This is a genomic window from Haloarchaeobius salinus (assembly GCF_024464185.1).
In the GTDB taxonomy this organism is placed as follows: domain Archaea; phylum Halobacteriota; class Halobacteria; order Halobacteriales; family Natrialbaceae; genus Haloarchaeobius; species Haloarchaeobius salinus.
The window spans coordinates 64,632-90,147 of sequence record NZ_JANHAU010000005.1 but is presented as its reverse complement, the minus strand read 5'-3'; the positions used below and the strand labels follow the sequence as shown (position 1 = coordinate 90,147).

Genomic DNA, 25,516 nt, shown 5'->3' with positions numbered 1-25,516 from the left:
ACGATGAATCGCCGCAGGTTCCTCGCTTCGACCACCTCCACGCTGACCGTCGCGAGCCTCGCTGGTTGTCTGGACTCGCTCGGCGGGAGCGACGACTCGGGTGACGGCCCGACGACGACCGACCCGACACACGCACCGACCGACGACGACATCGCCGAGACGACGACCGACCCGACACACGCGCCGACCGACGACGACATCGCCGAGACGACGACCGGTGGGACAGACGGGCCACTGTCCGGCGTCGACGAGTTCGACCCCGACCATCCGATCAGGGTCGACAACGGTGACGATACCACCCACACGCTGTCGCTCCGTATCCGGCGCGACGGCGAGGAGGTCCACAGCATGTCCGTCGAGATCGAACCGGGCTTCGAAGGGGTCGTCTACAACCTCGAGCGGCTCGAGCCCGACGGTATCGTCCAGTACCGTATCGTCGCCGAGGTTGGGTCGAATCGGGACTCCCGCGCCGTCCAGACGACCGCCTGTTTCGGCGACGTGAACGTGGCTATCTCCGAGGGCGAACCGACCGTCGGATTCGAGATCTGCTGACCCCGCCGACCTGCCGGCTCCAGCCCTCGCACCAGCTATAACCGACTGCACGTGGCAGTAGGAATATGGATCGTCGTCGCTTCCTCGCCGCCAGTGCCGGCGCGCTCGCACTCACCGCTGGCTGTGCGTCGAACGACTCAGAACCCGGGGAGACGCCGACCCGCGGTGACGACCCGACGACGGGAGGGGGAACGAGTACAGACCCGGATTCCGGTGGGGAGACCACCACACCTGCCGTTCCGGACGCGGTCGGCCTCGAGACGCTCGCCAGCGGCCTCCAGAACCCCCTCGACATCGCCTTCACCCAGGACGGAGACCGTCGGTACGTCGCCGAACAGCCGGGACGTGTCAGGGTCGTCGGCGACGCCGGACTCCGCGACGAGCCACTGCTCGACCTCACGGACACCGTCGTCACCGGCTTCGAGCAGGGCCTGCTCGGCATCGCGCTCCACCCGGACTTCGACGAGAACCGCCGCCTGTTCGTCCGATATTCCGCACCCCGTCGCGACGGTGCGTCGACGGAGTACAGCCACACCTTCGTCCTCTCCGAGTTCACCGTCTCCGCCGACGGACTGACCGCGGACCGCGGCTCGGAGCGGGTGATCCTGGAACTCGACCAGCCGCAGGCGAACCACAACGCGGGCTCGGTGCTGTTCGGCCCCGACGGCTACCTCTACGTCGGTACGGGTGACGGCGGCGCGGCGAACGACAGCGGGTTCGGCCACGTCGGCGACTGGTACGACGGTGCTGACGGCGGTAACGGGCAGGACGTGACCGAGAACCTCCTCGGGAGCATCCTCCGCATCGACATCGACGGGCGTGACGGAGACCGGGCGTACGCCATCCCGGACGGCAACCCGCTGGTCGGTCGCGACGGGCTGGACGAGCAGTACGCCTGGGGCTTTCGCAACCCCTGGCGGCTCGCGTTCGACGGCGAGACGCTCTTCGCGGGTGACGTGGGACAGAACCGATACGAGGAGGTCGACGTGGTCGACGCCGGCGGGAACTACGGCTGGAACGTCCGCGAGGGGACCCACTGCTTCGACGCCGACGACTGCCCGAGCAGCACACCCGACGACGTGCGTGGGGGCGAACCCCTGCTCCAGCCGGTCATCGAGTACCCACACAGTGGCGAACCGGTCAGCGGCATCTCCGTCATCACGGGCAACGTCTACCGTGGCGACGCGATACCGGGCCTCCAGGGTGCGTTCGTCTTCGGCGATTTCCGGGCGCAGGGACGGCAGTTCGTAGCGACTCCGGCCGACAGCGGGCTCTGGTCCACGTCGGTCCTTCCCGTCGCGGACGGCGACGCCGGGAAGCTCTCGCAGATCCTCTCGTTCGGGCGAGATGGCGGCGACCTCTACGCGCTCGGCAACGGTGGTGACGGCGGTGGGGTCCACCGGTTGGCCTCGACCTCGTAAGTCGGGCGTGCCTACGCCGATGGTCAGCTGTCCCGTTCGAGGCGGTCGCGTCGGTTCTCGTACTCCTCGTCGCTGATATCGCCCCGAGCGTAAGCCAGTCTGAGCTCTTCGAGCGCGCGTTCGGACCCGGACGACGAATCGCTCACCGACCGGAAGACGAGGTAGCCGAGCCAGACGAGGGCGGCGAGGAACCCGAGTTGTATCACCGCGCCCAGCAGCACGACCCAGCCAGGTGCACCCCCGCCGTTCCACATCCCGTGCTCCCAGCCGCCCATCATACCGCCGGACCCCATCGTTCCGAAGCCCATGAACAGCAGGGGCAGGACGAGCAGGGCTCCCAGTACGACCAGGACGAGCGTGGCGAGCGATTTATCGGTGGTTCGTTCGGACATTGGTGAGTCTCCGTGGACCGTCTCCACGGTTCTAGATACGTGCGCACCGTTCAATGCGGTTGCCCTTTCGAGAACGTGGGTGGGTACCCGACGACACTTTGCGAACTGGCCGTCGGACCCCCGACACGCCATGCATCCAAAACCTGCCCTGGGCGAGGGAACGGTCCGGTCAGTCCCGCTACGTCGCGCCGGTCTCGGGGATTAGCAGGACCGGACGTTTCGACCGTCTGACGACCCGGTCCGCCGTGCCCCCGAGGACGCGGTCGGCGAGCCCCGAGCTGCCGGTCCTGCCGAGGACGATCATGTCTGCGCCGACTTCGTCGGCAGCGGCGAGAATCTGGTCATCGGGGCGTCCCCGACGGACCATGCCCGAAACCGCCGCTTCGCCGAGGTGCTCGCCGACCTCTGCTGCAGTCCTCTCGACCGCTGCCTCGATGCCCTCGAGCGTCTCCACCCCGAAGGACATCGGACTCTCGCGCGAATGCGCGACCGAGAGCACGTACACCATATCGTCGGCGTCGCTGGCCAGCGAGACCGCGTGGTCGACCGCCCTCCCTGCCGTCTCGCTCCCGTCCGTCGCGACGAGGATGGATTGGTACCGGGCCATGATTCACCAATCGGTCGAGAATACTATGAAAACACGTGCTCGCCGGCCCCAGTCCGTCCACGAGGAGTCCGGAGGACGGGAACCCCCGTGGTCGGCATCTCAGTCACGCAGCCCGAGCAGGCTGTAGTCGTGGTCGGGGTCGTACCGGCGGAACAGCAGGCTGTTCGTCAGCACCGAGACGCTGGAGAAGGCCATCGCGACGGCCGCGAGCACGGGCTGGAGCAGCCCGAGCGAGGCCAGCGGGATCATCGCGGTGTTGTAGCCCAGCGCCCAGACGAGGTTCTGCTTGATCTTCGCCAGGGTTGCGTCGGAGATGCGGATGGCCTTCACGACGTCCAGGGGGTCGTCCCGCATGAGCGTCACGTCGGCGGCCTCGATGGCGACGTCCGTCCCCGAGCCGATTGCCGTGCCGACGTAGGCCACGGCGAGCGCGGGCGCATCGTTCACGCCGTCGCCGACCATCATCGCCTGCCGGCCCTCGGACTGGATCGCTTCGACCGCGTCGGACTTGTCCTCGGGGAGGACCTCGGCGCGGACGTTCTCGGGGTCGATGCCGACCTGCTCGGCGACCGCGCGGGCCGTGCGCTCGTTGTCGCCCGTGATCATCATCACGTCGACGCCGCGCTCCTGCAGTGCGCTCACCGCGTCCTTCGCGCTCTCCTTCACGGTGTCCGCGTCGGCGACGACACCGACGAGCTCGCCGTCGCCACCCTTGGACGGGGTGCGGCCGACGAGCATCGCCGTCTTCCCCTCGGATTCGAGCCGCTCCATCGTCTCGGCCGCCGGTTCGGGGTCGATGCCGTTGTCGCGGAGCAGCTTGCGGTTCCCGACGAACACCGTCTCGCCGTCGAACTCGGCCCGGACACCGTGGCCGGGGACGTTCTCGAAGGAGTCGGGGCTGCCGACCTCGAGACCGCGCTCGCGAGCGCCCTCGACGATGGCCTGGGCGAGCGGGTGTTCGCTGCCGCTCTCGGCCGTCGCGGCGAGTCGGAGCACATCGGCCTCGGTCAGGCGGTCCTCGGTCACGAGCTCGCCACCGTCGGGGGCGGTCTCACCACCGTCCGCGACGGCCTGCCCGTCGTCGAAGACGACGACGTCGGTCAGCTCCATCTCGCCCTTCGTGAGCGTCCCCGTCTTGTCGAAGACGACGGTGTCCACGTCCTTCGCCCGTTCGAGCACGTCACCGCCCTTGAACAGCACGCCGTGCTGCGCCCCGATGGTGGTCCCGACCATCGTCGCCGCCGGGGTCGCCAGCCCGAGCGCGCAGGGGCAGGCGATGAGCACCGCGGAGGCGAAGACGATGATGGCGAACTCGAACACGGAGACGCCACCGCCAGCGACGCCGGGGCCGCCCGCGACGAGCCCCCAGAGCGGGAGCGCGTCGACGAAGCCGGCCAGCGCCTCGGGGAACAGGAACCAGACGACGCCCCAGAACAGGGCGTTCACGATGACCGCGGGCACGAAGTACGCCGAGATGCGGTCCGCGAGGTTCTGGATGTCGGGCTGTCTGGACTGGGCCTCCTTGACCGTCTGGACGATCTGCTGGAGGGCGGTGTCGCTGCCGACCTTCGTGGCCTCGACGACGAGCAGGCCGTTCTCGTTGATGGTCGAGCCGACGACCTCGTCGCCCTCGCTCTTCTCGACGGGGACGCTCTCGCCGGTGACCATCGACTCGTCGACCGCACTCTGGCCGTCGATGACGACCCCGTCCGTCGGGATCTTCTCGCCGGGGCGGACCTTCATCCGGTCGCCGACCGCCACGTCTTCGAGCGGGACCTCGCGCTCGGTGCCGTCCTCGTCGACGACGGTCGCCGTCTCGGCCTCCATCTCGAGCAGCTTCCGGAGCGCCTCGCCGGCCTGGCCCTTCGAGCGCGCCTCGAGGTAGTTCCCGAGCGTGATGAACACCAGGATGAGCGCGGCGGTGTCGAAGTACATGCTGCCGGCGACGAGCTCGAACAGGACGCTCACCGAGTAGATGTAGGCCGTGCTCGACCCGAGCGCGATGAGCACGTCCATGTTGGCCCGACGGTTGTTGACGAGCGCGTTGTACGAGTTCCGGTAGAACGGCCACCCGAGCAGGAGCTGGACGGGCGTGGCGAGGGCGAACTCGACCCAGCCGAACGTGACCCCGAAGACGGTCTCCGGGACGAACGTTCCGCCGAGCAGGAACTTGTCGGCGAGGAAGAACAGCATCGGTGCCGACAGCAGTGCACCGAACAGCGTCAGCCGACGCTGCTTCCGTATTTCGGCGTTCCGTGCGGCGTCGCGAGCGCTCTCGCCGCTACCGTCGCCACCGGCGGTCCCGTCCTGGTCCGACGGCTCCTCCCTGACGGGTGAGTAGCCGGCGTTCTCGATCGCCTCGTAGAACGTATCGAGCGACGACTCCGCCGGGTTGAACGTGACCTGTGCCTCGTCCGTCGCGTAGTTCACGTCCGCGCGGACGACGCCCGGGAGCGACTCCAGTGCGTCCTGCACCGTCTCCGAGCAGTTCGCACAGGACATGTCCGTGATGGCGATGGTCGTGGACTCGGTGACCGGGCTGTAGCCCGCGTCCTCGATGGCGTCGAAGATATCGCCGAGCGAGACCTCGCCCGGGTCGTACTCGACGGTGCCCTCGTCGGTGGCGTAGTTGATGTTCGCCTCCGAGACACCGTCGAGTCCCTCGACCCGTTCGGCGATGGTCTGCGAGCAGTTCGCACAGCTCATCCCCTGGATGTCGATCTGGCTTCGATGCGTGCTCATGGTAGGATGTACGGGCTACTCCTTCAATCGGTTTGCCCTTTCAACACCCAAGCAACTCGCGGTCTGAAATTTCGAATCAAAAGCCAGGTGGACGGTTCAGTTGTCGATGTGCCCGTAAGTCGCGGTGCACGGTCGCTCCGGAAGTGGCATCGGTTCGGATTCCAATTCTGAGACCCCGAGCCGGCCAGTGGACGGCCCTGCGTCTGGTGTCGCTTCGAGGTAGTCGCAACCGCCGAGGATAATAATCCATTCCGATTGGATTAATAATGACGACATAGTCGAACCCTGCCCCATAGCAGACGGTTTAATAACTCCCCCTCGCCTAGCTTCAGCCAATGAGTTCACCCGACCGGGATACGCCGGATTCGTGCGACGTATCCCAAGACGGCGCGTCCTGCCGTGGGGACGGCAGCGGCCGCGATTATCGCCCTGACGGGGGGTCCGTCTCGAAGGCTGATGGCGGCACCGTCGCCGAGTTCTCGGTGCCCGACATGGACTGTCCGTCCTGTGCCGGCAAGGTCGAGAACAGCGTCGACAGGCTCGACGGAATCGTCGATATCGACCCGCAGATCGCGACCGGGATGCTGACCGTCGTCTACGACCCGGACCTGACCTCGCCCGAGGCCGTCGTCGATCGCATCGAGAAGGCGGGCTACTCCGTCGACCGACCCGCCGAGACGACGATCTCCTACACGGTCCCCGACATGGACTGTGCCTCCTGCGCAGGCAAGGTCGAGAACGCGCTGACCGCCGTCGATGGCGTGCTGAGCGTCGACCCACGGCCGACGACCGGGAAGGTGTCGGTCACGTACGACGGCACCGTCTCCGAGGCCGACCTCGTCGGTGCCATCGAGAACGCCGGCTACGAGGTCACCGACAGCACCGGCAGCGTGGGCGCGACCGAGGATGCGGGGACCGACGAGAGCATCTGGCGGAGTCCGCGCGCCGTGAAGACCTGGATCAGCGGCGGCTTCCTCGTGTTCGGTCTCCTCTTCGAGTTCTTCCTCCACGCCCAGAACGGGCTGGTCGCGACGGTCGCGGGCAGCGAACTCTTCGTCGCGGACGTGCTGTTCCTCGTCGCCATCGCGACCGGTGGCCAGGAGATCCTCCGGAACGGCTACTACTCCGCCCGCAACCGAAACCTCGACATCGACTTCCTGATGTCCGTCGCCATCCTCGGGGCGCTCGTCGCCAGCGTCGTCTTCGGCGAGGCGCTCTACTTCGAGGCAGCGACGCTCGCCTTCCTCTTCAGCGTCGCCGAGCTCCTCGAACGGTACTCGATGGACCGTGCCCGGAACTCGCTGGAGGAGCTAATGGACCTCTCGCCGGACGAGGCGACGGTGAAGCGCGACGGCGACGAGGAGGCGGTGTCCGTGGACGAGGTGACCGTCGGCGACGTCGTCGTCGTCCGGCCGGGCGAGAAGATACCGATGGACGGCGTCGTCGTCGACGGCGAGAGCGCCGTCAACCAGGCTCCCATCACCGGCGAGAGCGTCCCCGTCGACAAGACGGGCGGCGACGAGGTCTACGCGGGCACCATCAACGAAGGGGGCTACCTGGAGGTCGAGGTGACCTCGGAGGCGGGCGACAACACCCTCTCGCGCATCGTCCAGATGGTGGAGGACGCCCAGTCGAACAAGACCGAGCGCGAGCAGTTCGTCGAGCGGTTCTCGTCGTACTACACGCCGGTCGTCGTCGCGTTCGCCGTCGTCGTCACCCTCGCGAGCCCGTCCGTGTTGGGCACCACCTGGTCGACCGCCGTCGTCTACGGGCTGACCCTGCTCGTGCTCGCCTGTCCGTGCGCGTTCGTCATCTCCACGCCGGTCTCGGTGGTCTCCGGCATCACGAGCGCCGCGAAGAACGGCGTGCTCATCAAGGGAGGCAACCACCTGGAGGCGATGGGCGCGGTCGAGGCTGTCGCCTTCGACAAGACCGGCACGCTCACGAAGGGCGAGCTGACCGTGACCGACGTCGTCCCCCTGAACGGCAACACCGAGGAGGACGTGCTCCGCTGTGCTCGCGGCCTGGAGGCCCGCAGCGAACACCCCATCGGCGAGGCCATCGTCGAGCAGGCGACCACCGCCGGCGTCGGTGAGCGCGAGATCGACGACTTCGAGAGCATCACCGGCAAGGGCGTCCGTGCGGACCTCGACGGCCAGCCGCACTACGCGGGGAAACCCGGCCTGTTCGAGGACCTCGGGTTCGACCTCTCGCACGTCCACGCGACGACGGACGGCGGCGTCGTCACGCAGACCGCCCGGACCATCTGCGACCGCAACAACTGTCTCGACCTGCTGCACGAGACCGTCCCTGCGCTCCAGTCGGAGGGCAAGACCGTCGTGCTGGTCGGCACTGAGGACGAACTCGAGGGCGTCATCGCGGTCGCCGACGAGGTCCGGCCCGAGGCAGCACGGACGGTCGCCCGGCTCCGCGAGCTCGGCGTCGAGCACACCATCATGCTCACCGGTGACAACGAGCGGACCGCCCGTGCCATCGCCGAACAGGTCGGCGTCGACGAGTTCCGCGCCGAACTCCTGCCCGACGAGAAGGTCGCCGCCATCGAGGAGTTGAACGACGAGTACGACGGCGTCGCGATGGTCGGCGACGGCGTCAACGACGCACCCGCGCTCGCGACGGCGACAGTCGGTGTCGCGATGGGTGCGGCCGGTACCGACACGGCGCTCGAGACGGCCGACATCGCCCTGATGGGCGACGACCTCGCCAAGCTGCCGTACCTCTACGAGCTGGCCCACGACGCCAACGGCGTCATCAGACAGAACATCTGGGCCAGTCTCGGCGTCAAGGCGGCGCTGGCAATCGGGGTGCCGTTCAGCCTCGTGCCGATCTGGCTCGCCGTCCTCGCCGGTGACGCCGGCATGACGACCGCGGTGACCGCGAATGCCATGCGCCTCTCGCGGATCCGCCCCGAGAGCGTCGAGGCGGTGGAGACGACGGCTCCCTAGGGGTCCGTCGTTCCACCACTGCTCGGGGATCTTTCCTTTTGATTCGTAACTCCGTGGCGCGTTCGAGTACTGAATCGAATGGACAACCTGCTTGAACCAGGAGCCCGTACGTCCATCCATGACGACGACGATCACCGTCGAAGGGATGAGCTGTGGACACTGCGAACAGACGGTCGAGGAGGCGCTTGCTGGAGTCGCGGGAGTGACCGGCGCGAGCGCCGACCGGGAGTCGGCGCAGGCGACCGTCGAGGGCGATGCCGACGTGTCTGCACTCCTCGCGGCGGTCGAGGACGCCGGCTACACGGCCCAGGCCTGAGCAACTCCGGCTCTCGTCGCAGGGGCAGGCTGTTCTCTCCGTACGCGAGCGGCCAGCGTCGCCTCGGTGCCCTCGTTCCCGCTTCCCCGCTGGTGGTCCGCAGAAGCGCCAGCGGATGCCGGGACGGAAGAGCGCCGTCGGTGACGCCTCCAGCCGCGGGACCGTCGCGTACACCTCGCTCGGTATCGGGCCGTCGTAGCGTCTGCAGGGCTCTTTTCGCAGTCCCGACCATCCTGTGACGACTGTGTTCCACACTGGTACGCCGGCGCGGTCGGTCGGCCGGGCGGTCAGGACAGCTCCTGCCGCTCCGACTGTGTCAACTCGGCGTCCTCGACGTCGCCCGTGTTCCGCGTCTCGCCCGGTTCGAACAGCAGTATCTCGGCCTCCTCGTCAGCGACCGGCCGGTGATCGACGCCCCGCGGGACGACCAGGAGCTCGCCCTCGCCCAGCGTCACGTCGGGTTCGTCGCGGAACTCGATTGTCAACTCGCCGGACCGGACGAGAAACAGCTCGTCGGCCTCGTCGTGGTGGTGCCAGACGAACTCGCCCTCGACCTTCGCGAGCTTGACCGCCTGACCGTTCAGCTCCGCCGCGACCCGTGGCGACCACTGCTCGTCGAACGAGGCGAAGGCCTCGGTGAGGTTCACCTTCTCCATGGACGGACTATGGTGGGCGAGAAGTACGGTGTTGTCGGTGTCGAACCGTTCGTCGCTGTCAGTTCCCGTCGTCGACCATCAGCGAGTCGAGGATGAACTCGTCGATGGACTGGCGGGCCTCCGCGGGTGCGTCCTCGTGGCCGAGCGCCATGCGGCGGCCGCGGGCGGCGTGGATGATGTCCGTGATGAGCTGGCCCATCCGCTCGGCGTCGACCTCCCTGAAGGTGCCCTGCTCGATTCCCTCCTCGACGACCTCGACGACGCTCCCGCGGATGCGCTCGTAGTGGTCGTTGAAGATCTCACGGTGGGTGTCGTCGTTCTGGGCGAAGGTGTACAGCTCGTGGTACACCTTCATCCGGTCCCAGTGGGAGAACTCCTCGAACTCCGGCCCGAAGAGGCACTGGTCGATCCGGGCGTCGAGTTCCGTCCGCGGGTCCGCGTCGCCGTCGACCTCGACGCTGCCCTCGTACTGCCCGATGATGTACTCGAGGAAGGAGGACATGAGGTCGTACTTGCCGTCGAAGTGGTAGTGGATGACCTGCCGGGTGAGCTCCATCTCCTCGCCGATGTCCCGCATCCGCAGGTCGCTGTAGCCCTGTTTGCTCAGGGCACGGAACGTGGCCTCCATGATTACCTCCTCGGTGTCCTTCGCGGAGACCTTCTCGTCCGATTCGCTCATACCCTCACTCCATCCGGGAGCTACATAACTCGATTGCCTGTGGCAGCGCTGGCGAGGTTGTTTACCACTCGGTAAACTTTTAACCTCCTGGTCAGACTGTGTTATTGAGTATGTCAGTCACACTCATACGAAACGGCACGCTCGTCACGATGGACCCCGACCTCGGGGAGATGGGCGGTGCCGACGTGCTCATCGAGGACGGCAAGATCGTCGACGTGGGGCGGAACCTCGGCGCACCCGACGCCGAGGTCATCGACGCCACGGACCACATCGTACTCCCGGGGTTCGTCGACTCGCACATCCACCTCGCACAGGCACAGGTCAGGGGTATCGCCGGGGACTGGTCGCTCATGGGCGAGTACTTCGAGCACATGCTCGGCAACATTACCGGGCTCTACCAGCCCGAGGACATGTACCTCGGGGGGCTCTTCGGCGGGCTGGAGAAGCTCTACACGGGAACGACGACGGCCCTGGACTGGTCGTACCCCAACTCGGTCGAACACGCCGAGCGGGGCGTCGACGCGCTGCAGGATGCCGGACTGCGAGCGGTGTACACCTGGGGGCCGCCGGGTGACGACGCGGCGAAGTGGTGGTACGAGAGCGACGTGGGTCTCCCCGAGGAACAGATCCGCGAGGTCTACGACACACGGATCCGGGACGACGACCTGCTCGGTCTGGGGCTCGGGCTCCGTGGGCCAGACTTCTGCGTCGACGAGACCGCCCGCGCCGACCTGGAACTCGCCCGCGAACTGGACGCGCTCGCAAGCATCCACATGGGCGCGGCGCAGTGGCCATCCTCGGAGTACAACCCCGAGTACCAGGGCTTCGGCTGTCTCGATGACATGCTGGGCCCGGACGTGAACCTCGCCCACGCGAACCACTTCTCGCAGGAGGACATCCAGCACGCCGTCGACGAGGGCGTCTCGTTCTCGTCGACCCCCGAGGTCGAGATGCAGATGGGCCACGGTATCCCGGTGACGGGGAAGGTCCACGAGGCCGGCGGGCGTGTCGCCTGGGGTGTCGACGTCTGTTCGGACGTCAGCGGCGAGATGACGACACAGATGCGCATCGGCCTGCAGACTCAGCGGATGCTGGACAACCAGCCGGAGCTCGAAGCCGGTGAGGAGATCACGTCGGTCTCGCTCACCGCCCGCGATACCCTCGAGATGGCGACCGTCGAGGGCGCGAAGGCGCTCCAGATGGAGGACCAGATCGGGACGCTCACGCCCGGGAAACGGGCGGACATTATCATGGTCGACGCGAGCGACTTCATGACCGCGCCCGTGCACTCGCCGGTCCAGACGGTCGTCTTCGAGACGAACCCGCACCACATCGACACCGTCCTCGTGGACGGCGAGGTGGTAAAGCGCGACGGCGAACTCCTGAACCCGCTGGTCGAGTCGGAGCACGACCGCTTCGTCGAATCCGGGCGACGCCTCGTCGAGGAAGCCGGTATCGACCTCTGACCGAACTCCCGTACCCAGCCACTGTCGACACGCGACCCTGATACACCATGAGAATCGGACAATACAGCACGGACGGCGTCGACCCGTGGGTCGGCGTCCTGCACGACGACCATGTAGTGAACGTCGCAGAGGCCGGCACCGAGGCCGGCGTGGACATCCCACAGACGACAACCGACCTGCTCGACACCTGGCGCTGGCGCGAGAAGGTCGACCTCGCGGTCGAGTACGCCGCGGCGACCGGGACCGGGCGCTACGAACCGGCGGACCTCGACCGACACGCACCGGTCACCGGCCCCGAGAAGGTGGTCTGTGTCGGCCTGAACTACCGCGACCACGCCGAGGAGGGCGACAACCCCATCCCGGAGTCGCCGGTGCTGTTCTCGAAGTTCCCCACCTGTGTCGCCGGGCCCGAGGACTCCATCTCGTGGGACCCGGACCTCACCGGGAAGGTCGACTACGAGGCCGAGCTCGTCGCGGTCATCGGTAGGGAGGCCCGGCGGGTCGACCGGGACGAGGCGATTGACTACGTCGCTGGCTTCCTCGTCGGCAACGACGTGTCGGCCCGAGACCTCCAGCACGGCGACGGTCAGTGGGTCCGGGGCAAGAGTCTCGACGGCTTCGCCCCTATCGGTCCCGAACTCGTGACCACAGACGAGGTGTCCGACCCGCACGACCTCGGCATCTACGCCGAGGTGAACGGTGAACGGCTGCAGGACTCCTCGACGTCGAACCTCATCTTCGGCATCGACGAGCTCGTCTCGTTCTGCAGTCAGGCGTTCACGCTGACGCCGGGCGACCTGCTGTTCACCGGGACCCCGCCGGGCGTCGGCGTCTACCGCGACCCGCCGGTGCTGCTGGCGGATGGCGACGAGGTGACCATCGGCGTCGAGGAGCTGGGGGAGCTGACGAACGACTGCGCCTACCTGTAGGTCCCTCTCCTCGCTGGACTACTCCGCCGCCAGCCCGAACACGTCCCTCGGATTCTCGTAGACGACCGTCCGGATGTCCGCGGGGTCGATGCCGTAGCGGTACAGCTCGAAGATCGCCCGCTTGAGTGCGTACGGGTCGGTGCGGAGGACGTTCGCGCAGTCGGTGTCGACCATGATCCGTTCGGGGCCGTACTCGTCGATTGCGTTCGCCACGTCCGCGGCGTCGACGCCCACGAGCCAGGAGTGGCCGATGGTGTAGCTCAGGTAGCAGTCGGTCTCGGCCATGAGGTAGTCGGTGTTGTTCCGGTCGGCGTGCGAGGCGACGACCCGGTGCTCCGGCAGTCCCGCGTCTTCGGCGGCCTGAACATCGAGTTTGACCGACTCCAGCGCCGGGTTCTCGGGGTCGAGCACCGGCTCCGTTCCCATCCCGGGGTTCTTCTCGTACCCCGGTGTACCCAGTTCGTCGCGGTACGCCCGCTTCGACTCGGTTCCCGTGTTCGGCGTGTGGAGGATGACCGGCAGGTCGTGGCTCCTCGCGAGCTCCATCTGCGCCCCCACGACGGCTCGCTGTTCGTCCAGCTCCCACCGCTCGACGTGCTGGCTCGGGGTCACACCCGTCTCGCCGATGGCGACCACCTCGTCGAGCGCCGCGTACTCGTCCATCGCGGCCAGCAGTTCGTCGGGGTCCTCGATGCGGACGCCGGTGTGGACGCCGAGCCCGAGCTTCGCCTCGAAGAAGTGGTTCCGCTCGATGGCGGCACGACGGTTGATGGCGTCGTCCCAGAGGAACCTGATGTCGCTCGCCTGCACCGGCTTGTAGGGGGTCCAGTGGTAGCCCGATGCCACCATCACCATGGACCGACAGCCGGACAGCGCGTATCGCTCCCGATCCTCCCAGGACAGGGTGTGGGCGTGGTTGTGGGGGTCGATCCAGGGGAGGTTGAGCAGCTCCGTCGGGAGCTCGGACTGGTCCTCGAGGTGCGATGCGTCCGTCGGTCGGGCGGTGGGGTAGTCGGGTGTCATTGCTGGGTGGTGGTCGTCGCGCTGGCTCGCCCCGTCGACCGGCCGTCCGTCGACGGTCGTACTGGACACTCCTTCGGAGCCCTGCCACTTAGCGTTTTACAGCTTGGTAAAAACTTAATATGTGCCCATGTAACACATCACATATGTCACTGCTAATCGGGACAGACGACGGGTTGTGCAGGGCGGACTCCGTGCCGTTCGAGCGCGACGAGCTCGAGCTGGTGCTCGACTGCGGTGTTGTCACGGCCGTCGAATCCTGGTCCCACACCGAGGGCGTGTTCGTCGCCTCGTCGACAGGGGCCTACCGGTCGCTCGACGGCGGCTACAGCTGGACCGACCTGGGAGTGCCGCTCGGCGACCGGTTCTGGCACGCCGGCCAGAGCGAGGTCTGGTCGATACTCGCCACCGCCGACGGTGCGCTGTACGCCGGCACGAACGACCCCTACATCTTCCGGTCCGTCGACGACGGCGAGACGTGGGCCGAGCTGAAGGGCTTCCGCGACCTGCCGTCCCGCGGTCACTGGGAGTCCCCCATCGACCCGCACTACGCCCGGCTCCGGGCGCTCGAGACGGTGCCCGGGCGACCGGACCACCTCATCGCGGGCGTCGAAGCAGGCGGGATCCACCTCAGCACGGACGGTGGGCGGACCTGGCAGGACCGCCGGGACACCATCGTCGACGACGTCCACCAGGTACTCCCCATCTCCGAGGACGTGTGGTTGGCGACGACGGGCTACCTCGACCACGACCTGGAGAACCTCGGTCTCGGCCACGCGGTCGGGGAGGGCGGACTCTGGCGCACCGTCGACGCCGGCGACTCGTGGACCCGCATCGACCGCGGGAACGACTACTCCTACATCCGCTGCGTGTTCGTCCACGAGGGCACCGTCTTCTTCGGGGGCGGCGAGGAGGCACCACCGGCATGGGTGAACGACGAACACGGGGTGGCGCTGTTCGAGTCGACGAACTTCTGTCGCGACCTCGAACGGGTGTCGTATCCCGGTGAACCACACGAGGTCGTCGAGACGTGGGCGGTGCACGACGGCGACGTCATCTGTGGTTCGGGGCTGTTCGACGTCCCCGACCAGCGTGACGACGTCGAGGGGCGGATCATGCGTCGGAGCGAGGGCGGCGAGTACGAGACCGTCGGCCGCGTGAGCGCCAACGTCAGCCGGCTCGAGGTGGTCTGAACATGGCCGACGCGCCGTCCAGACTCGGCCGGACCCTGTTCAGTGCGACCCTCGTCTACATGGCCATCGACGGCTTCCGCAACAACGACAAGCGGGTCGATATCGCCGAGGCGAAGGGCCTCCCGATGGCGGACGTGGCCGTGCCGGTCGTCACCGGGATGCTGCTCGTCGCCAACGTCGGGATCCTCCTCTGGCGGTTCCCGCGTGCGTCCGTCGGTGCCGTCATCCTCTTTTTCCTCGGGACGACGCCGGTCATCCACGACTTCTGGACGATGGAGGGCCAGGAACGACAGGCGAACAAGGTGAACTTCTGCAAGAACGTCGCCCTCCTCGGCGGGGCGATGCTCCTGCTCGACGAGGCAGATGGGGACGCCTCCGACGACGACTGAAGCGAGCCCCCCGACCGGAGCCGACGTCCCTCCGGCTGGCACCTTCAGTGCGCGGACATCTCGGAGACGACGTTGACCGCGTAGACGCCGACGAGGATGCACAGGATACCGAGACCGCCCGCGAGGTCGATCGGTTCGTCGAACACGACGACGCCGATTGCGGCCACACCGACGATGCCCAGCGCCGCCCAGGTCCCGTAGACGACGCCGATGGGGAGCTCCTCCAGCGTCAGCGACACCAGGTAGAACGCCACGCCGTAGCCGACGACCACGACCACGCTCGGGACCGGCTTCGAAAACCCGTCGGAGAGCTTGAGTGCGGTCGTCCCGACGAGTTCGGAGCCGATCGCGGCGGCGAGCAACAGGTACGGATGCATGCCCGTCGTTCGCACCGCGGTTCGTATCACTGTTCCCGAATCCCCTGCCACTTGCAGTTCGTTGCAGGCTCCTCGGCACGGTCACGACCGCCGGACCTCCGACCATTTTTGTCGGAGACCCGAGAAGGCCCTGGTGATGACGGAGCTCGGAGAACTGGGCCTGTCGAGCTACGAGGAGCAGGTGTACCGGGCCCTGCTCGTGACCGGCGCGACGACGGCCGCCGACCTCTCGACCGCCAGCGACGTCCCGCGGGGCCGTATCTACGACGTGCTCAACGGCCTCGAATCGCGCGGGCTGGTCGGGACCCAGCCCACGGAGCCGACGCGCTACCGGGCGGTCGACCCCGACATCGCGGTCGACAGGCTGCTCGCGGAGCGGTCGCGCGAACTCGCCGACGAGTGGCGGCGGTATCGGGGAGTCGCCCGGTCGGTCCGGTCGAACCTCCTCCCCTCGGCACCGGCGGACGCGAGCGTCTGGCTCGGGTCGCTCGGCGGCGAGGAGATGCAGACCGCCATGCAGGAGCACACCCGAACCGCCACCGAGTCGGTCCTGGCGACCGTCGGGCCTCCGTACGAGGGCGCTTCCTGGGAGACCCTCCGGACGGAAGTCGCGGCGTTCCTCGACAACACGACGGACGGTGTCTCGGTCTCGCTCGTCCTCGCCGGGAGTGTCCTCGAGGTGCTCCCCGACAGCTTCCCCGACCTCGTCGAGGCCGCGCCTGGAACGTTCGAGATCCGGGCCACGCACACGGTTCCCGTCTCGTTCGACGTCGTCGACGGGGAGCTGGCGACGGTCGACCTCCCCCACCCACGGGACCCGGGTGACAGGCTCGGGGTCGTCGGCGTCACCGATCCGGCGGTCGTGGAGGCGTTCGAGCGGGAGTTCGAATCCCTCTGGGCCGAGGCGACGCCGTTGCTCTAGTCGTCGGCCGTCGATTCGATCCGCTCCCGAGCTCGCCCGCCAGCCCGAACAGCGTCCACGCGATCACGCTTCCGCTGAGGGACAGCAGGAGTACGGGTCGTCGCCCCCGTTCGTCGGAGAGCCGGCCGGGGACTGGCGCGCCCACGAACTGGAACAGCGAGTACGTCGCGATGAGCAGGCTCCCGACGAACTCGTTCGCGCCGAAGAACCTCGCGTAGAGCGGGATGACCGGGATGAGGATGCCGAACCCGAGCAGGTCGAGGAAGACGACGAGGAAGAGCGTGCGGACGACCCGACGCCGTGTCATCCCCGGGACGGGAACGCCGTCCGCGCCCGAACCGCCGTCGTCCTCGTTCACGGACGCCCGATGGAACGCTCCGACGAAAGAAGTTCCGGTGGGCCGGCTGGTTCAGCGCGGGTCGAGGCCCACCGCGTCCGCCAGCAGCTCGTGCGACCGCAGTCCGTCGTCGTGGTCGGCGACCACGTGCTGGATCATCACCTCGTCGACGCCGACGCGGTCCGCGAACTGCTCGAGCAGGCTCTCGATGGTCTCGGGACTCCCGGAGACGGCCCGGGGCCACTCGTCGTCGTCGAGCGTCTCCGGGGTCGGGTCGGGGACGCCGCCGAGCTCCTCGATGGCCTCGTCGACGGACGGCGTCGACCCGAGCTCGCCGCGACGGAGCCGCTGGTACGACGCCTCCGCGACCGCCCGCAGTCGGGCCGCCGCCTGGTCGGTCTCCGCACAGACCGCGTTCACCGCGACCATCCCGGTCGGCTCGTCGACGCCGGCGGCGAGCGCCCCGGACTGGAACTCCTCGCGGTACGTCTCGAAGGCGTGTTCGGCCCACTGCGGGCGGATGAACCCGGCGAAGCAGTACGGGAGCCCGAGTTCGGCTGCGAGCTCGGCGCTCGACGGGCTGGACCCGAGGAGCCACGGCTCCGGTGGCTCCGCGCTGGAGCCCGGGACGGACAGGTCGGCGTACTCGTGTCCCTCGGGATAGTCGTCGTAGAGGTGGTTCACCACGGCCTCGACGCGTTCGCGGTGGTCGCCGTCGGGGTCCTCGCTGTACCGCTCCGTCCCGAGGGCCCGGTCGCTCGCGGGAGAGCCGTTCGCCCTGCCGAGCCCAGCGTCGATGCGCCCCGGGGCGAGCCCGTCGAGCGCACCGAACACCTCCGCGACCTTGTACGGGCTGTAGTGGTTCAGCAGGACGGCCCCGGAGCCGAGTCCGATGCTGTCCGTCTCGGCGGCGAGGTGCCCGAGCAGCACCTCCGGTGTCGTCCCGGCGAGCCGCTCCGCCATCCCGTGGTGTTCTGCGACCCAGAACCGTTCGTACCCCAGTCGTTCCGCCTGTTTCGCCGCCTCGACGGTGTTCGCGTAGGCGTCGGTGGCCGTCCCGCCGTCGGGGACCGGCGACAGGTCGACGATGGAGAGTTTCACGACGGTATTCGGGGATTGCGGCGGAAAACGGTTTGGCAACCAGCAGTCGACGCCCGCCTCAGCCTCCGAGGAACGACTTGAGCACCGAGCCGAGTCCGACGAGGACGAACAGCCCGCCCATACCGACCAGTTTCAGCGGCGCGTCCGTCCGCTGCTGGGCGAGATACGACTCCCCCGGGGCGTCTGGCTGGACGTACGCGGTCACGACGGAGCCGTTCTCGTATGCCCCGAGCTCGGCTTCGGCGTCGGACCGTGTCTCGAACCTCGGGCCGGCCGAACCGGGGTAGACGTTGTGGGACGTGTAGGACGTCCCCTCGTACCGGTACTCGTAGGTCACGGTCGGGCGGTAGTCGGGACTGCCGCGGCGCTGGGGGAGTTGTTCGATGCCGGTCTCGGTGACGGTGGCGTTCACCGTGGTCGCCCCCTGTAGCGCGTCGGACTGCTGCTGGTAGTCGTAGGCTCCGTACCCGAGTACGGCACAGCCCACGAGCAGGATGGCGAATCCACCCCGGACCAAGCCGAGCTTCCGTCCCGCGGCCGTGATACTCAGATCAGGCGTCATCGTCGTTCCCGGGCTCGTAGTGCTCCCGATGGACGACTGTCTCGGTCTCGCCGTCGACCGCAGTCACGACCAGCTGGTCGCCGGTGGCGTTCGCGCCGATGGTGCCGGTGTTCCCCGCCCAGCTGGTGGTTATCGCCCCGTCCTTCTCGGTGTAGAACTCGAGCTCCGTGTCGGCGACCGTCGTCTCGATGCGGACGGTGTCGGCGTCGACACCCGGCGAATCCGTGAGTGCGACCCGCACGCGGATGCGGCCCGCTGCCGCCTCTCCGGCCGTGGAGCCCGGCTCGACGTCCCACGTGACTGTGTCGACGACGTCGCCCTCTGTGTCGAGGATCTCCGGTTCGAACGACGCTCGCGGGTCCTCGGTCGCTCGCCGGCCATCGCCGACGAAGAACACCCGCCACTCGCCGTCCTCGGTCACGAGGATCCAGCTGTCCCGCTCTGCCTCGGTCAGGGGATCCGAACCGAGGTCGACCACCGCGATGTCGGCGGGCCCGATGCGGGTCCCGAGTTGCTCCTCGTCGAACCAGACGTCGACGGCGTGGAACTCCAGCAGGAACTCGATGGAGACGTCTCTGGTCACCTGCTGGAGCTCGAAGTCGTCGACGGCCCTGTACAGCTCGGTGTCGAACTCCCAGTCGGTGTCGCTCCACTGATCGGGGTGGAGGAGGCTCTCGCCGTGGGTGACCGCGGCGAGTGCGTCCATGTCCCCCGCGGCCGCCGCGTCGATGTACTCACCGATGACGTTTCGCAGGCTGTCCGTCGGGTTCGTGGTCGTCTGTTCCGTGTTCTCGGTCTCGTCATCGTCGGTATGAGCGCCCGCTAGGGTGTCGTCGAGACAGCCCGCGAGGGAGAGGGCGGCCGCGGCGACACCGCCACCGAGGAACCGGCGGCGGGTGGCTGTCGTTCGTTCGTCGGCACGCTGCGGTCGGGACCAGTTCGGTCGGTCTGCCATCGTGTCTGGACCCAGTGTCGATGGGTGGGTAAAAGCGGGAGCAGATTTGGCGGGCACCGAACGCGAATCGACACCCGTCAACGACCGTTTGGTGGCCACCAAACCGGTCCCCTCATGCGGTTCCGTCCGAACGGTCAGCTGGTCAGCTCACGCCCCCACGCGAGCAGGTCGGGCGCGAGTGGGTACTCCCACGCGGTCCCGAAGATCGCCTTCGCCATGCCGACGACCGAGAAGACCATCGTCAACAGCGTCAGAATGGCCAGGACGAAGACGCCGAGGACCACCAGCAGGAGGATGGCGAGGACCACCCAGTCGAACGGCGAGAAGTCCGGCAGTATCGCGTCCACGACGAACGTGAGTCCGAAGCCGAACAGCACCCCGGCCAGCACGGACATGTAGCAGAGATGCCAGTTCAGTACGTTCCGGGCGTTCTCACGGGTGAACGGGTGGTCGGTCGTCAGGTAGACGATCCCTGGCAGTGCCACCCCCGAGACCAGACCGAGCGGGTGGAGGAAGATACCGGTCAGCGTCCGTTCCGTCAGGAGGCTGGGTCCGGGTTCGGACTCCTCGTAGCCGCTCGGGCTCTCGTCGTCGTCCTCCGTGGGTGGTCGGGTGGGACGCTTCACCGTCGATCATCCCCCGGTCGATTCGACCAGGGTGCGAGCGCACCCAGTCCGTCGCCTCTGAGCTGGCGGGCGATGCGTTCTGCGAACAGCAACACGAGACAGACGAGGAAGAGGTTCCCTGCGGCCGCCCAGAGCCTGATGCTGCTCCCGATGGCGATGTCGACGGAGAGTGCGGCGGTCACCGCGCCGAGCGAGAACAGCACGAGGCTCAGCTGGAACCCCGCGAGGACGAGCGTCCTGATACCGGCGGGGTTGCGCAGACGGACGAAGTCGGTCACGGAGAGGGTATCGAGGGGCGTCTCGTGGGCGAGCGCCTGCCGTCCCTCGGGTGAGACCGGCCACGCGGACTCGGGGTGCTTGATGTAGTACAGCGTGATGGTGTCGGGATACGCCTCCGTCGCCACGACATCCAGTTCGCGGAGCTCGTTGAGTCGGTTGCGGACCGTCTCCTTGCTGACCTCGGGTGTGACGCGGGCGCGGATCTGCGAGGCGGAGAAGAACGGTCTGTCGGCGTGGAGCATCGTCTCGACCACGTGCTCCTGCGTGAGCTTCTTGGTGAAGTCGTGGTCGATCCGGTCGTCTATCCAGGATGGGAGGGCCGTCATCGGGTAGTATCGGTCTGTTACGTGGAGTCGGTTGTAAACGTACGACCGTATTTTGTGGGCACCAAACGGGAAAACGCACCGATACTCCCCGGGATATCGTCGAGGGACCGCCTGGTGTCACACCCCCGCGACGGTGGCCCCCACCTTTCTTTACCGCATCGGGCCTCTCTCGGGTATGGAGCTCACCGCGCGTGAGATCGACATCGCGACCCCGACCCCGACGGTCATCCTCCACACCGCCGACGCCGAGGAGCTGGGCGCGCATCCGCTCGACCGCATCCGAATCGACCGGAACGGACGGACGTACACGGGCGTGGTCGAGACGACGACCGAACTCGTCGAGGAGGGGATGCTGGCGGTGACGAGCCGGCTGGGTCACGTCACCGGGCCGGTCAGCGTCTCACTCGCTCCGAAACCCCGCTCGGTCGCCCATATCCGGTCGAAGCTCGAGGACCACGAGCTGGAGCGCCCCGACATCGAGCAGATCGTCCACGACATCAACCGGAACCGGCTGACGGACGTGGAACTCGGCGCATACGTCTCCGGGCTCCACGCGAACGGCCTCTCCCACGAGGAGACCCGTCATCTCACAGAGGCGATGACGGCGGTCGGCGAGCGCATCGTCTGGTCGGAGGACGTCGTCGCCGACAAGCACTCCATCGGCGGCGTGGCGGGCAACCGGGTCACGCCCATCATGGTCCCCATCGTCGCGGCCGCTGGTGTGACCGTCCCGAAGACCTCCTCGCGGGCGATCACCTCGCCCGCCGGCACCGCCGACACGATGGCTGTGTTCTGCGACGTGGAGTTCACCACGGACGAGATGCGGGCCATCGTCGAGGAGACCGGCGGCTGCCTGGTGTGGGGCGGCGGCGTCGACCTGTCGCCGGTCGACGACAAGATCATCCGCGCGGAGAACCCGCTCTCGGTGGACCCACCCGGACAGATCATCGCGTCGGTGCTCTCGAAGAAGAAGAGCGCCGGCTCGAACCGGGTGCTCATCGACATCCCGTACGGGGAGCACGCGAAGGTCACCAGTCTGGTCGGTGCCCGCGAACTCGCCGACGACTTCCGCCTCGTCGCGGAGCATCTCGACATCGACATCGCGTGCACCATCACCCGTGGCGGCCAACCCATCGGCCAGGGCATCGGGCCGATTCTGGAGGCGCGCGACGTTCTGGCCGTGCTCGACGGCGACGGCCCGCTCGAACTCCGACTCAAGAGCGTCAGACTCGCCGACATCCTGTTCGACCTCTGTGACGTCGACGCCGATGCGGCCGAACTGCTGGACTCCGGGGCCGCACGGTCGAAGTTCCAGGAGATCGTCGCCGCACAGGGTGGCGACCCGGAGGTCGAACGCGAGGACCTGTCGCCCGGTGGGCGACGTCACGTTGTCACCGCCGGTCGGGACGGGCTCGTGATGACCATCCAGAACCGTCATATCAGCGAGGTCGCCAGACGGGCGGGTGCCCCCCGGGACCCGGGTGCCGGCATCCGACTCCACTGTCGGGAGGGCGACCAGGTCGCGGCCGAGGACGAACTGTTCACCATCTACGCGGAGAACGCGGGCAAGCTGACGGAGGCCGTCGAGTACCACGCGGAGGTGGAGGCGGTCCGCATCGGCGACCCCGACGAGGCGCTCATCGAACGCCGCTGACAGACCGAACGTCCGTCCTCGGACGGCCCACTGCTCCGTCGCCAACGTGCCGGAATCCGGACTGTTTATTGTCCATCTGTGCGGACCGTCGCTGTGAAACGAGCGATCTACTTCGACCTGGACGGCACCCTCCTCGAGCAGGAGCGGGGCTACGGTGAGATCCTCGCGGAGACCTTCCGGTCGGTCCACGGCGAGTGCCGCGACGAGTGGCTGACGAGCTACGACGAGGCGTTCTTCGAGGCGTTCCAGGCCTGCGAACCGGACCCGGTCCGTCGAGCGTTCGCCACGGTCAGCGACGAGGACGAGACGCTCGCGACGAAACTGCTCGAACTCGAGGCCGAGTACGGCCGAGTCCCCGACGGGACCCACGCAGACCTCGCCGCGCTGGGTGAACGCTACCAGCTGGGTGTGCTCACCAACGGGATGCCCGGCTGGCAGCGCGAGAAGCTCGCGGCGAACGACCTCGACCGGCACTTCGACGCCGTCGTCACGTCCTACGAAGTCGGCGCACACAAGCCCGAGCCCGCACCCTTCGAGGCCGCGGAGTCGGCCGTCACGGCGGATGCGTTCGGGATGGTCGGTGACTCCGACGCGGACGTCGACGGTGCACGAGAGCGGGGCTGGGCGTCGCTCCGGTACGACGGACAGCGGTTCCGTGACGCACCCGCCGCGTTCGGCTGGCGGTAACCCGGGCCAGCCGCCCCCTAGAAGTGTGGTAGGCAGGGACTGCCTTTCCGGCTCGCCTACGATACTGCTGTCAGGATGTCGCCCGGCCCCACAGACCGCATCCGGGGAGTCGCCTTACTCGTGAGTGGCATCGTGGCCGTCGTGCTAATCGTCTACCTGCTCCTCTCGCCCGGAGCGTTCACGTCGTTCCACCCCATCCCGTTGCTCCTCCTGCTGGTGCTGACGACGGTTGTGGCGTTCTGGCAGGCCCGTGAGCAGTTCCGGTGAGTCGGGCCGCCGCCGCCCTCAGTAGGCGTAGCTCCGCTCGGCGACCGCGAGTAGCCCATCGTCGGCCCGGTCCAGTGGCGCGTAGCGGTCGCCGTCGATACCCTCGATGTAGTCCGCGAACGCCGACCGGAATCCCCGTGGCGGGTCCTCCCACAGCTCGACCGCGTACGACACCAGCGCCTCCTCACGCACCGCCTCCCGGTCCGTTCCGTCCGTGAGCCCGTAGAACGCCGACGCCGCCATCTCGCGCATGAGGATGTCCGACTCGGCACAGTACATGCAGCCGTCGAACGCGGCGTGGTACTGGACGCCGCGCTCGCCGTGGGCAGGGCAGTCGAACCGGTTCAGCGTCCCCACCTCGTGCACCTCCACGTCGAACGGTGGTTCGTCGGTCACGTCGACCACGAAGTAGCCGCCGAAGGACTGCTCGCCGGTCTCCCGATGGGTGTACTGGAGGAACGCGGAGTTGACCCGACGACCTTTCAGCCGTCCGAGGTGGGTGTTCCCGCAGAAGTGCGCCCTGCCCTCGAAGTGGTCGAGCAGCCGCCACGTCTCCATGTGGGTCACGAGGACCACGTCGGACGCCACCGCGTCGAGGTCGTTCGTGAACCGCTGGCCGCCGACGGTCACGCAGCCCTCGGACGGGGCCTCGGTCCCGACGTCGAGGTCGGCGTCGAGGTCGCCGAAGTGGTCGCGGTTGCCCCACACCCAGATGAGGCCGTGGCGGGCGTGGGACGCGATAGCATCGAGCAGTGGTTCGACCTCGCGGAGCTGCCGGACGGCCGTCTCCCGGCCCGCCCGCATCGCGTCGGTGACGTCGCCGACGTGTACGACGAAGTCGAACGTCTCACCCTCGATATCGTCGCGGACTCGGCGGAGCGACTCGGTGTCCCCGTGGTGGTCACCGAGGACGAGGTATCGCTGGCCCATGGCGGCGTATCGTGTCAACGATGAGTTAATCGTGGCGTTGTTGGGACAGCACGCGTCGGCATCCCCCCGACCAGGGGCGTGCCGACCAGCGACGGACAAGTTCCGGAGGGTTGAAGCCACCTTTCGAGCCAAGATACGGTGTGAACGTTCGCAACGCCGCCGCGACGCTGGTCGGGTTCGCCATCGCGGCCGCCGTGTTGCTGGCGCTCGCGTACCTCGTCGGGACCGGCGAGATACTCGACGCGCTCCGCAGGGCCAACCCCGCCCGCGTCGTGCTGGTCCCGCTGGCCATCTTCGCGTGGCTCTGTCTCTGGGGGGTCTCGTTGCGAGTTATCCTCGCGGCGGTCGGTGTCGAGATCTCGATCGTCGACGCGGTGCTCGTCCACGCCGGCGCGGCCTTCGCGAACCACATCTCCCCGTTCGGGCAGGCCGGTGGCGAGCCCATCGCGGCGTGGCTGGTCACCGAGACGAGCGACGCGGAGTTCGAGCGAGCGCTGGCGGCGATGACGAGTTTCGACACCATCAACGTCGTCCCGTCGCTGCTGTTCGCGCTGGTCGGTCTCGGCTACTACGCGGTCCAGGCGGTCCTCGTCCAGCAAATCCAGTATCTGGCCGCCGGACTGCTCCTGCTGGCGGTGGCCCTGCCGGTGCTCGGCGGGCTCGTGTGGCGCAAGCGCGAGGCGCTGGAGCGGCGACTGGTCGGCGTCCTCGTCCCGCCGCTGCGGTTCGTCGACCGGGTGCTCCCGAAGGTCTCGCTGCCGGGCCGGGCGGCGATCGAGCGGATGGTCGAGGAGTTCTTCGTGGGCATCGAGCGCATCGCGACGGACCGCCGACGGCTCGTCATCGCGGTCGTGCTGTCGGCCTCGGGGTGGGCGCTTCAGGCGGCCGGCCTCTGGTTCGCGTTCTGGGCGCTGGGCATCGTCATCCCGCCGTACATCCCGCTGTTCGTGGTCACCCTGGGCGCGTTCGCCGGCGCTCTCCCCACGCCCGGCGGGCTCGGCGGCGTCGAGACCCTGCAGATCACCCTCCTCGTGGCCACGACGACGGTCGTCGCCCCGACCATCACGGCCGCGGTCGCCATCTCCCGCGTCGGGGGGTTCTTCTTCACGACCTCGGTCGGCGCGGCCGCTATCGGCATTCTGAAGCTCCGGACGAAAGGGGTCTGACT

Annotated in this window: 26 protein-coding genes and 1 pseudogene; 13 read left to right on the top strand and 14 right to left on the bottom strand. The window is 67.9% G+C overall.

Features of this window, described 5'->3' with window-relative positions:
* Window positions 1-3 precede the first annotated feature (3 nt).
* On the top strand, window positions 4-552 hold the full coding sequence (locus NO345_RS15665; RefSeq protein ID WP_256300750.1) for a hypothetical protein: 549 nt from the start codon (window positions 4-6) through the stop codon (window positions 550-552).
* 65 nt (window positions 553-617) lie between these two features.
* Window positions 618-1,973 carry a PQQ-dependent sugar dehydrogenase gene (locus NO345_RS15660; RefSeq protein ID WP_256300748.1) on the top strand — a complete coding sequence of 452 codons (1,356 nt, stop codon included), beginning with the start codon at window positions 618-620 and terminating at the stop codon, window positions 1,971-1,973.
* A gap of 23 nt (window positions 1,974-1,996) precedes the next feature.
* Here the strand turns inward: NO345_RS15660 and NO345_RS15655 are convergent, their stop codons facing one another.
* From NO345_RS15655 to NO345_RS15645, 3 genes are all read right to left on the bottom strand, one after another.
* Window positions 1,997-2,365, bottom strand: coding sequence for an SHOCT domain-containing protein (locus NO345_RS15655; RefSeq protein WP_256300746.1), 369 nt, complete (start codon window positions 2,363-2,365; stop codon window positions 1,997-1,999).
* 178 nt (window positions 2,366-2,543) lie between these two features.
* Window positions 2,544-2,972 carry a universal stress protein gene (locus NO345_RS15650; protein WP_256300744.1) on the bottom strand — a complete coding sequence of 143 codons (429 nt, stop codon included), beginning with the start codon at window positions 2,970-2,972 and terminating at the stop codon, window positions 2,544-2,546.
* A gap of 99 nt (window positions 2,973-3,071) precedes the next feature.
* The gene (locus tag NO345_RS15645; protein WP_256300742.1) at window positions 3,072-5,714 is read right to left on the bottom strand and encodes a heavy metal translocating P-type ATPase; all 2,643 of its coding nucleotides are present in this window, start codon (window positions 5,712-5,714) and stop codon (window positions 3,072-3,074) included.
* 335 nt (window positions 5,715-6,049) lie between these two features.
* Here NO345_RS15645 and NO345_RS15640 point away from each other — a divergent pair, with 335 nt between their 5' ends.
* Together NO345_RS15640 and NO345_RS15635 are read left to right on the top strand one after the other, a co-directional pair.
* A complete protein-coding gene (locus NO345_RS15640; RefSeq protein ID WP_256300740.1) occupies window positions 6,050-8,677 on the top strand; it encodes a heavy metal translocating P-type ATPase in 2,628 nt (875 codons plus the stop codon).
* A 118-nt stretch (window positions 8,678-8,795) separates the two neighbouring features.
* Window positions 8,796-8,993, top strand: coding sequence for a heavy-metal-associated domain-containing protein (locus tag NO345_RS15635; RefSeq protein WP_256300738.1), 198 nt, complete (start codon window positions 8,796-8,798; stop codon window positions 8,991-8,993).
* A 287-nt stretch (window positions 8,994-9,280) separates the two neighbouring features.
* On the opposite strand, the gene NO345_RS15630 is transcribed toward NO345_RS15635, so the two are convergent.
* Window positions 9,281-9,649, bottom strand: coding sequence for a cupin domain-containing protein (locus NO345_RS15630; protein WP_256300736.1), 369 nt, complete (start codon window positions 9,647-9,649; stop codon window positions 9,281-9,283).
* A gap of 58 nt (window positions 9,650-9,707) precedes the next feature.
* Window positions 9,708-10,328, bottom strand: coding sequence for a TetR/AcrR family transcriptional regulator (locus NO345_RS15625; RefSeq protein WP_256300734.1), 621 nt, complete (start codon window positions 10,326-10,328; stop codon window positions 9,708-9,710).
* Window positions 10,329-10,438: 110 nt separating this feature from the next.
* Between NO345_RS15625 and NO345_RS15620 the strand changes: the two genes are divergently transcribed.
* Both NO345_RS15620 and NO345_RS15615 read left to right on the top strand, forming a co-directional pair.
* Complete coding sequence (locus NO345_RS15620) at window positions 10,439-11,794, top strand: amidohydrolase family protein (protein ID WP_256300733.1); 1,356 nt, start codon at window positions 10,439-10,441, stop codon at window positions 11,792-11,794.
* 47 nt (window positions 11,795-11,841) lie between these two features.
* Complete coding sequence (locus NO345_RS15615) at window positions 11,842-12,723, top strand: fumarylacetoacetate hydrolase family protein (RefSeq protein WP_256300731.1); 882 nt, start codon at window positions 11,842-11,844, stop codon at window positions 12,721-12,723.
* Between the two features lie 18 nt (window positions 12,724-12,741).
* Here NO345_RS15615 and NO345_RS15610 read toward each other — a convergent pair whose 3' ends face one another.
* On the bottom strand, window positions 12,742-13,746 hold the full coding sequence (locus NO345_RS15610) for a TatD family hydrolase (RefSeq protein ID WP_303647067.1): 1,005 nt from the start codon (window positions 13,744-13,746) through the stop codon (window positions 12,742-12,744).
* A 143-nt stretch (window positions 13,747-13,889) separates the two neighbouring features.
* On the opposite strand from NO345_RS15610, the gene NO345_RS15605 reads away from it, so the two are divergent.
* Together NO345_RS15605 and NO345_RS15600 are read left to right on the top strand one after the other, a co-directional pair.
* A complete protein-coding gene (locus NO345_RS15605) occupies window positions 13,890-14,936 on the top strand; it encodes a beta propeller repeat protein (RefSeq protein WP_256300728.1) in 1,047 nt (348 codons plus the stop codon).
* Window positions 14,937-14,938: 2 nt separating this feature from the next.
* Window positions 14,939-15,325, top strand: a complete 387-nt coding sequence (locus NO345_RS15600) for a DoxX family protein (RefSeq protein WP_256300725.1) — start codon at window positions 14,939-14,941, stop codon at window positions 15,323-15,325.
* Between the two features lie 44 nt (window positions 15,326-15,369).
* On the opposite strand, the gene NO345_RS15595 is transcribed toward NO345_RS15600, so the two are convergent.
* On the bottom strand, window positions 15,370-15,702 hold the full coding sequence (locus NO345_RS15595) for a DMT family transporter (RefSeq protein WP_256300723.1): 333 nt from the start codon (window positions 15,700-15,702) through the stop codon (window positions 15,370-15,372).
* Between the two features lie 136 nt (window positions 15,703-15,838).
* On the opposite strand from NO345_RS15595, the gene NO345_RS15590 reads away from it, so the two are divergent.
* Window positions 15,839-16,624, top strand: coding sequence for a TrmB family transcriptional regulator (locus NO345_RS15590; RefSeq protein ID WP_256300721.1), 786 nt, complete (start codon window positions 15,839-15,841; stop codon window positions 16,622-16,624).
* A gap of 28 nt (window positions 16,625-16,652) precedes the next feature.
* Here the strand turns inward: NO345_RS15590 and NO345_RS15585 are convergent.
* From NO345_RS15585 to NO345_RS15560, 6 genes and pseudogenes are all read right to left on the bottom strand, one after another.
* Window positions 16,653-16,931, bottom strand: a pseudogene (locus tag NO345_RS15585) (MFS transporter); the annotation flags it as partial.
* Window positions 16,932-17,033: 102 nt separating this feature from the next.
* Entirely contained in the window at window positions 17,034-18,062 is a 1,029-nt protein-coding gene (locus tag NO345_RS15580) for an LLM class flavin-dependent oxidoreductase (protein WP_256300719.1), read from the bottom strand.
* Between the two features lie 58 nt (window positions 18,063-18,120).
* On the bottom strand, window positions 18,121-18,624 hold the full coding sequence (locus NO345_RS15575; protein WP_256300717.1) for a DUF3592 domain-containing protein: 504 nt from the start codon (window positions 18,622-18,624) through the stop codon (window positions 18,121-18,123).
* Complete coding sequence (locus NO345_RS15570; protein ID WP_256300715.1) at window positions 18,614-19,579, bottom strand: hypothetical protein; 966 nt, start codon at window positions 19,577-19,579, stop codon at window positions 18,614-18,616. Before NO345_RS15570 ends, NO345_RS15575 begins: the two co-directional genes overlap by 11 nt.
* A 134-nt stretch (window positions 19,580-19,713) precedes the next feature.
* A complete protein-coding gene (locus tag NO345_RS15565) occupies window positions 19,714-20,205 on the bottom strand; it encodes a magnetosome magnetite crystal formation protein family (RefSeq protein WP_256300714.1) in 492 nt (163 codons plus the stop codon).
* Window positions 20,202-20,810: a hypothetical protein gene (locus tag NO345_RS15560; protein ID WP_256300712.1), complete on the bottom strand. Its 609-nt coding sequence runs from the start codon at window positions 20,808-20,810 to the stop codon at window positions 20,202-20,204. Before NO345_RS15560 ends, NO345_RS15565 begins: the two co-directional genes overlap by 4 nt.
* Window positions 20,811-20,985: 175 nt before the next feature.
* Between NO345_RS15560 and NO345_RS15555 the strand changes: the two genes are divergently transcribed.
* The 3 genes from NO345_RS15555 to NO345_RS15545 all read left to right on the top strand — a co-directional run bounded on the left by NO345_RS15555 (window position 20,986) and on the right by NO345_RS15545 (window position 23,418).
* Entirely contained in the window at window positions 20,986-22,464 is a 1,479-nt protein-coding gene (locus tag NO345_RS15555) for an AMP phosphorylase (protein ID WP_256300710.1), read from the top strand.
* 93 nt (window positions 22,465-22,557) lie between these two features.
* Window positions 22,558-23,151: an HAD family hydrolase gene (locus NO345_RS15550; RefSeq protein WP_256300708.1), complete on the top strand. Its 594-nt coding sequence runs from the start codon at window positions 22,558-22,560 to the stop codon at window positions 23,149-23,151.
* A gap of 120 nt (window positions 23,152-23,271) precedes the next feature.
* A complete protein-coding gene (locus tag NO345_RS15545; RefSeq protein ID WP_256300707.1) occupies window positions 23,272-23,418 on the top strand; it encodes a hypothetical protein in 147 nt (48 codons plus the stop codon).
* An 18-nt stretch (window positions 23,419-23,436) separates the two neighbouring features.
* Here NO345_RS15545 and NO345_RS15540 read toward each other — a convergent pair whose 3' ends face one another.
* Window positions 23,437-24,348: a metallophosphoesterase gene (locus tag NO345_RS15540; RefSeq protein WP_256300705.1), complete on the bottom strand. Its 912-nt coding sequence runs from the start codon at window positions 24,346-24,348 to the stop codon at window positions 23,437-23,439.
* Window positions 24,349-24,488: 140 nt separating this feature from the next.
* On the opposite strand from NO345_RS15540, the gene NO345_RS15535 reads away from it, so the two are divergent.
* Window positions 24,489-25,514, top strand: coding sequence for a lysylphosphatidylglycerol synthase transmembrane domain-containing protein (locus NO345_RS15535; protein WP_256300703.1), 1,026 nt, complete (start codon window positions 24,489-24,491; stop codon window positions 25,512-25,514).
* Window positions 25,515-25,516 lie beyond the last annotated feature (2 nt).

Coding starts and splice junctions, on each gene's coding strand:
- NO345_RS15575 (WP_256300717.1), bottom strand. CDS start 18,624: ATGACGCCTGATCTGAGTATCACGGCCGCGGGACGGAAGCTCGGCTTG.
- NO345_RS15590 (WP_256300721.1), top strand. CDS start 15,839: ATGACGGAGCTCGGAGAACTGGGCCTGTCGAGCTACGAGGAGCAGGTG.
- NO345_RS15560 (WP_256300712.1), bottom strand. CDS start 20,810: ATGACGGCCCTCCCATCCTGGATAGACGACCGGATCGACCACGACTTC.
- NO345_RS15635 (WP_256300738.1), top strand. CDS start 8,796: ATGACGACGACGATCACCGTCGAAGGGATGAGCTGTGGACACTGCGAA.
- NO345_RS15665 (WP_256300750.1), top strand. CDS start 4: ATGAATCGCCGCAGGTTCCTCGCTTCGACCACCTCCACGCTGACCGTC.
- NO345_RS15650 (WP_256300744.1), bottom strand. CDS start 2,972: ATGGCCCGGTACCAATCCATCCTCGTCGCGACGGACGGGAGCGAGACG.
- NO345_RS15655 (WP_256300746.1), bottom strand. CDS start 2,365: ATGTCCGAACGAACCACCGATAAATCGCTCGCCACGCTCGTCCTGGTC.
- NO345_RS15600 (WP_256300725.1), top strand. CDS start 14,939: ATGGCCGACGCGCCGTCCAGACTCGGCCGGACCCTGTTCAGTGCGACC.
- NO345_RS15605 (WP_256300728.1), top strand. CDS start 13,890: ATGTCACTGCTAATCGGGACAGACGACGGGTTGTGCAGGGCGGACTCC.
- NO345_RS15640 (WP_256300740.1), top strand. CDS start 6,050: ATGAGTTCACCCGACCGGGATACGCCGGATTCGTGCGACGTATCCCAA.
- NO345_RS15645 (WP_256300742.1), bottom strand. CDS start 5,714: ATGAGCACGCATCGAAGCCAGATCGACATCCAGGGGATGAGCTGTGCG.
- NO345_RS15620 (WP_256300733.1), top strand. CDS start 10,439: ATGTCAGTCACACTCATACGAAACGGCACGCTCGTCACGATGGACCCC.
- NO345_RS15595 (WP_256300723.1), bottom strand. CDS start 15,702: ATGCATCCGTACCTGTTGCTCGCCGCCGCGATCGGCTCCGAACTCGTC.
- NO345_RS15555 (WP_256300710.1), top strand. CDS start 20,986: ATGGAGCTCACCGCGCGTGAGATCGACATCGCGACCCCGACCCCGACG.
- NO345_RS15610 (WP_303647067.1), bottom strand. CDS start 13,746: ATGACACCCGACTACCCCACCGCCCGACCGACGGACGCATCGCACCTC.
- NO345_RS15625 (WP_256300734.1), bottom strand. CDS start 10,328: ATGAGCGAATCGGACGAGAAGGTCTCCGCGAAGGACACCGAGGAGGTA.
- NO345_RS15615 (WP_256300731.1), top strand. CDS start 11,842: ATGAGAATCGGACAATACAGCACGGACGGCGTCGACCCGTGGGTCGGC.
- NO345_RS15660 (WP_256300748.1), top strand. CDS start 618: ATGGATCGTCGTCGCTTCCTCGCCGCCAGTGCCGGCGCGCTCGCACTC.
- NO345_RS15540 (WP_256300705.1), bottom strand. CDS start 24,348: ATGGGCCAGCGATACCTCGTCCTCGGTGACCACCACGGGGACACCGAG.
- NO345_RS15630 (WP_256300736.1), bottom strand. CDS start 9,649: ATGGAGAAGGTGAACCTCACCGAGGCCTTCGCCTCGTTCGACGAGCAG.
- NO345_RS15570 (WP_256300715.1), bottom strand. CDS start 19,579: ATGGCAGACCGACCGAACTGGTCCCGACCGCAGCGTGCCGACGAACGA.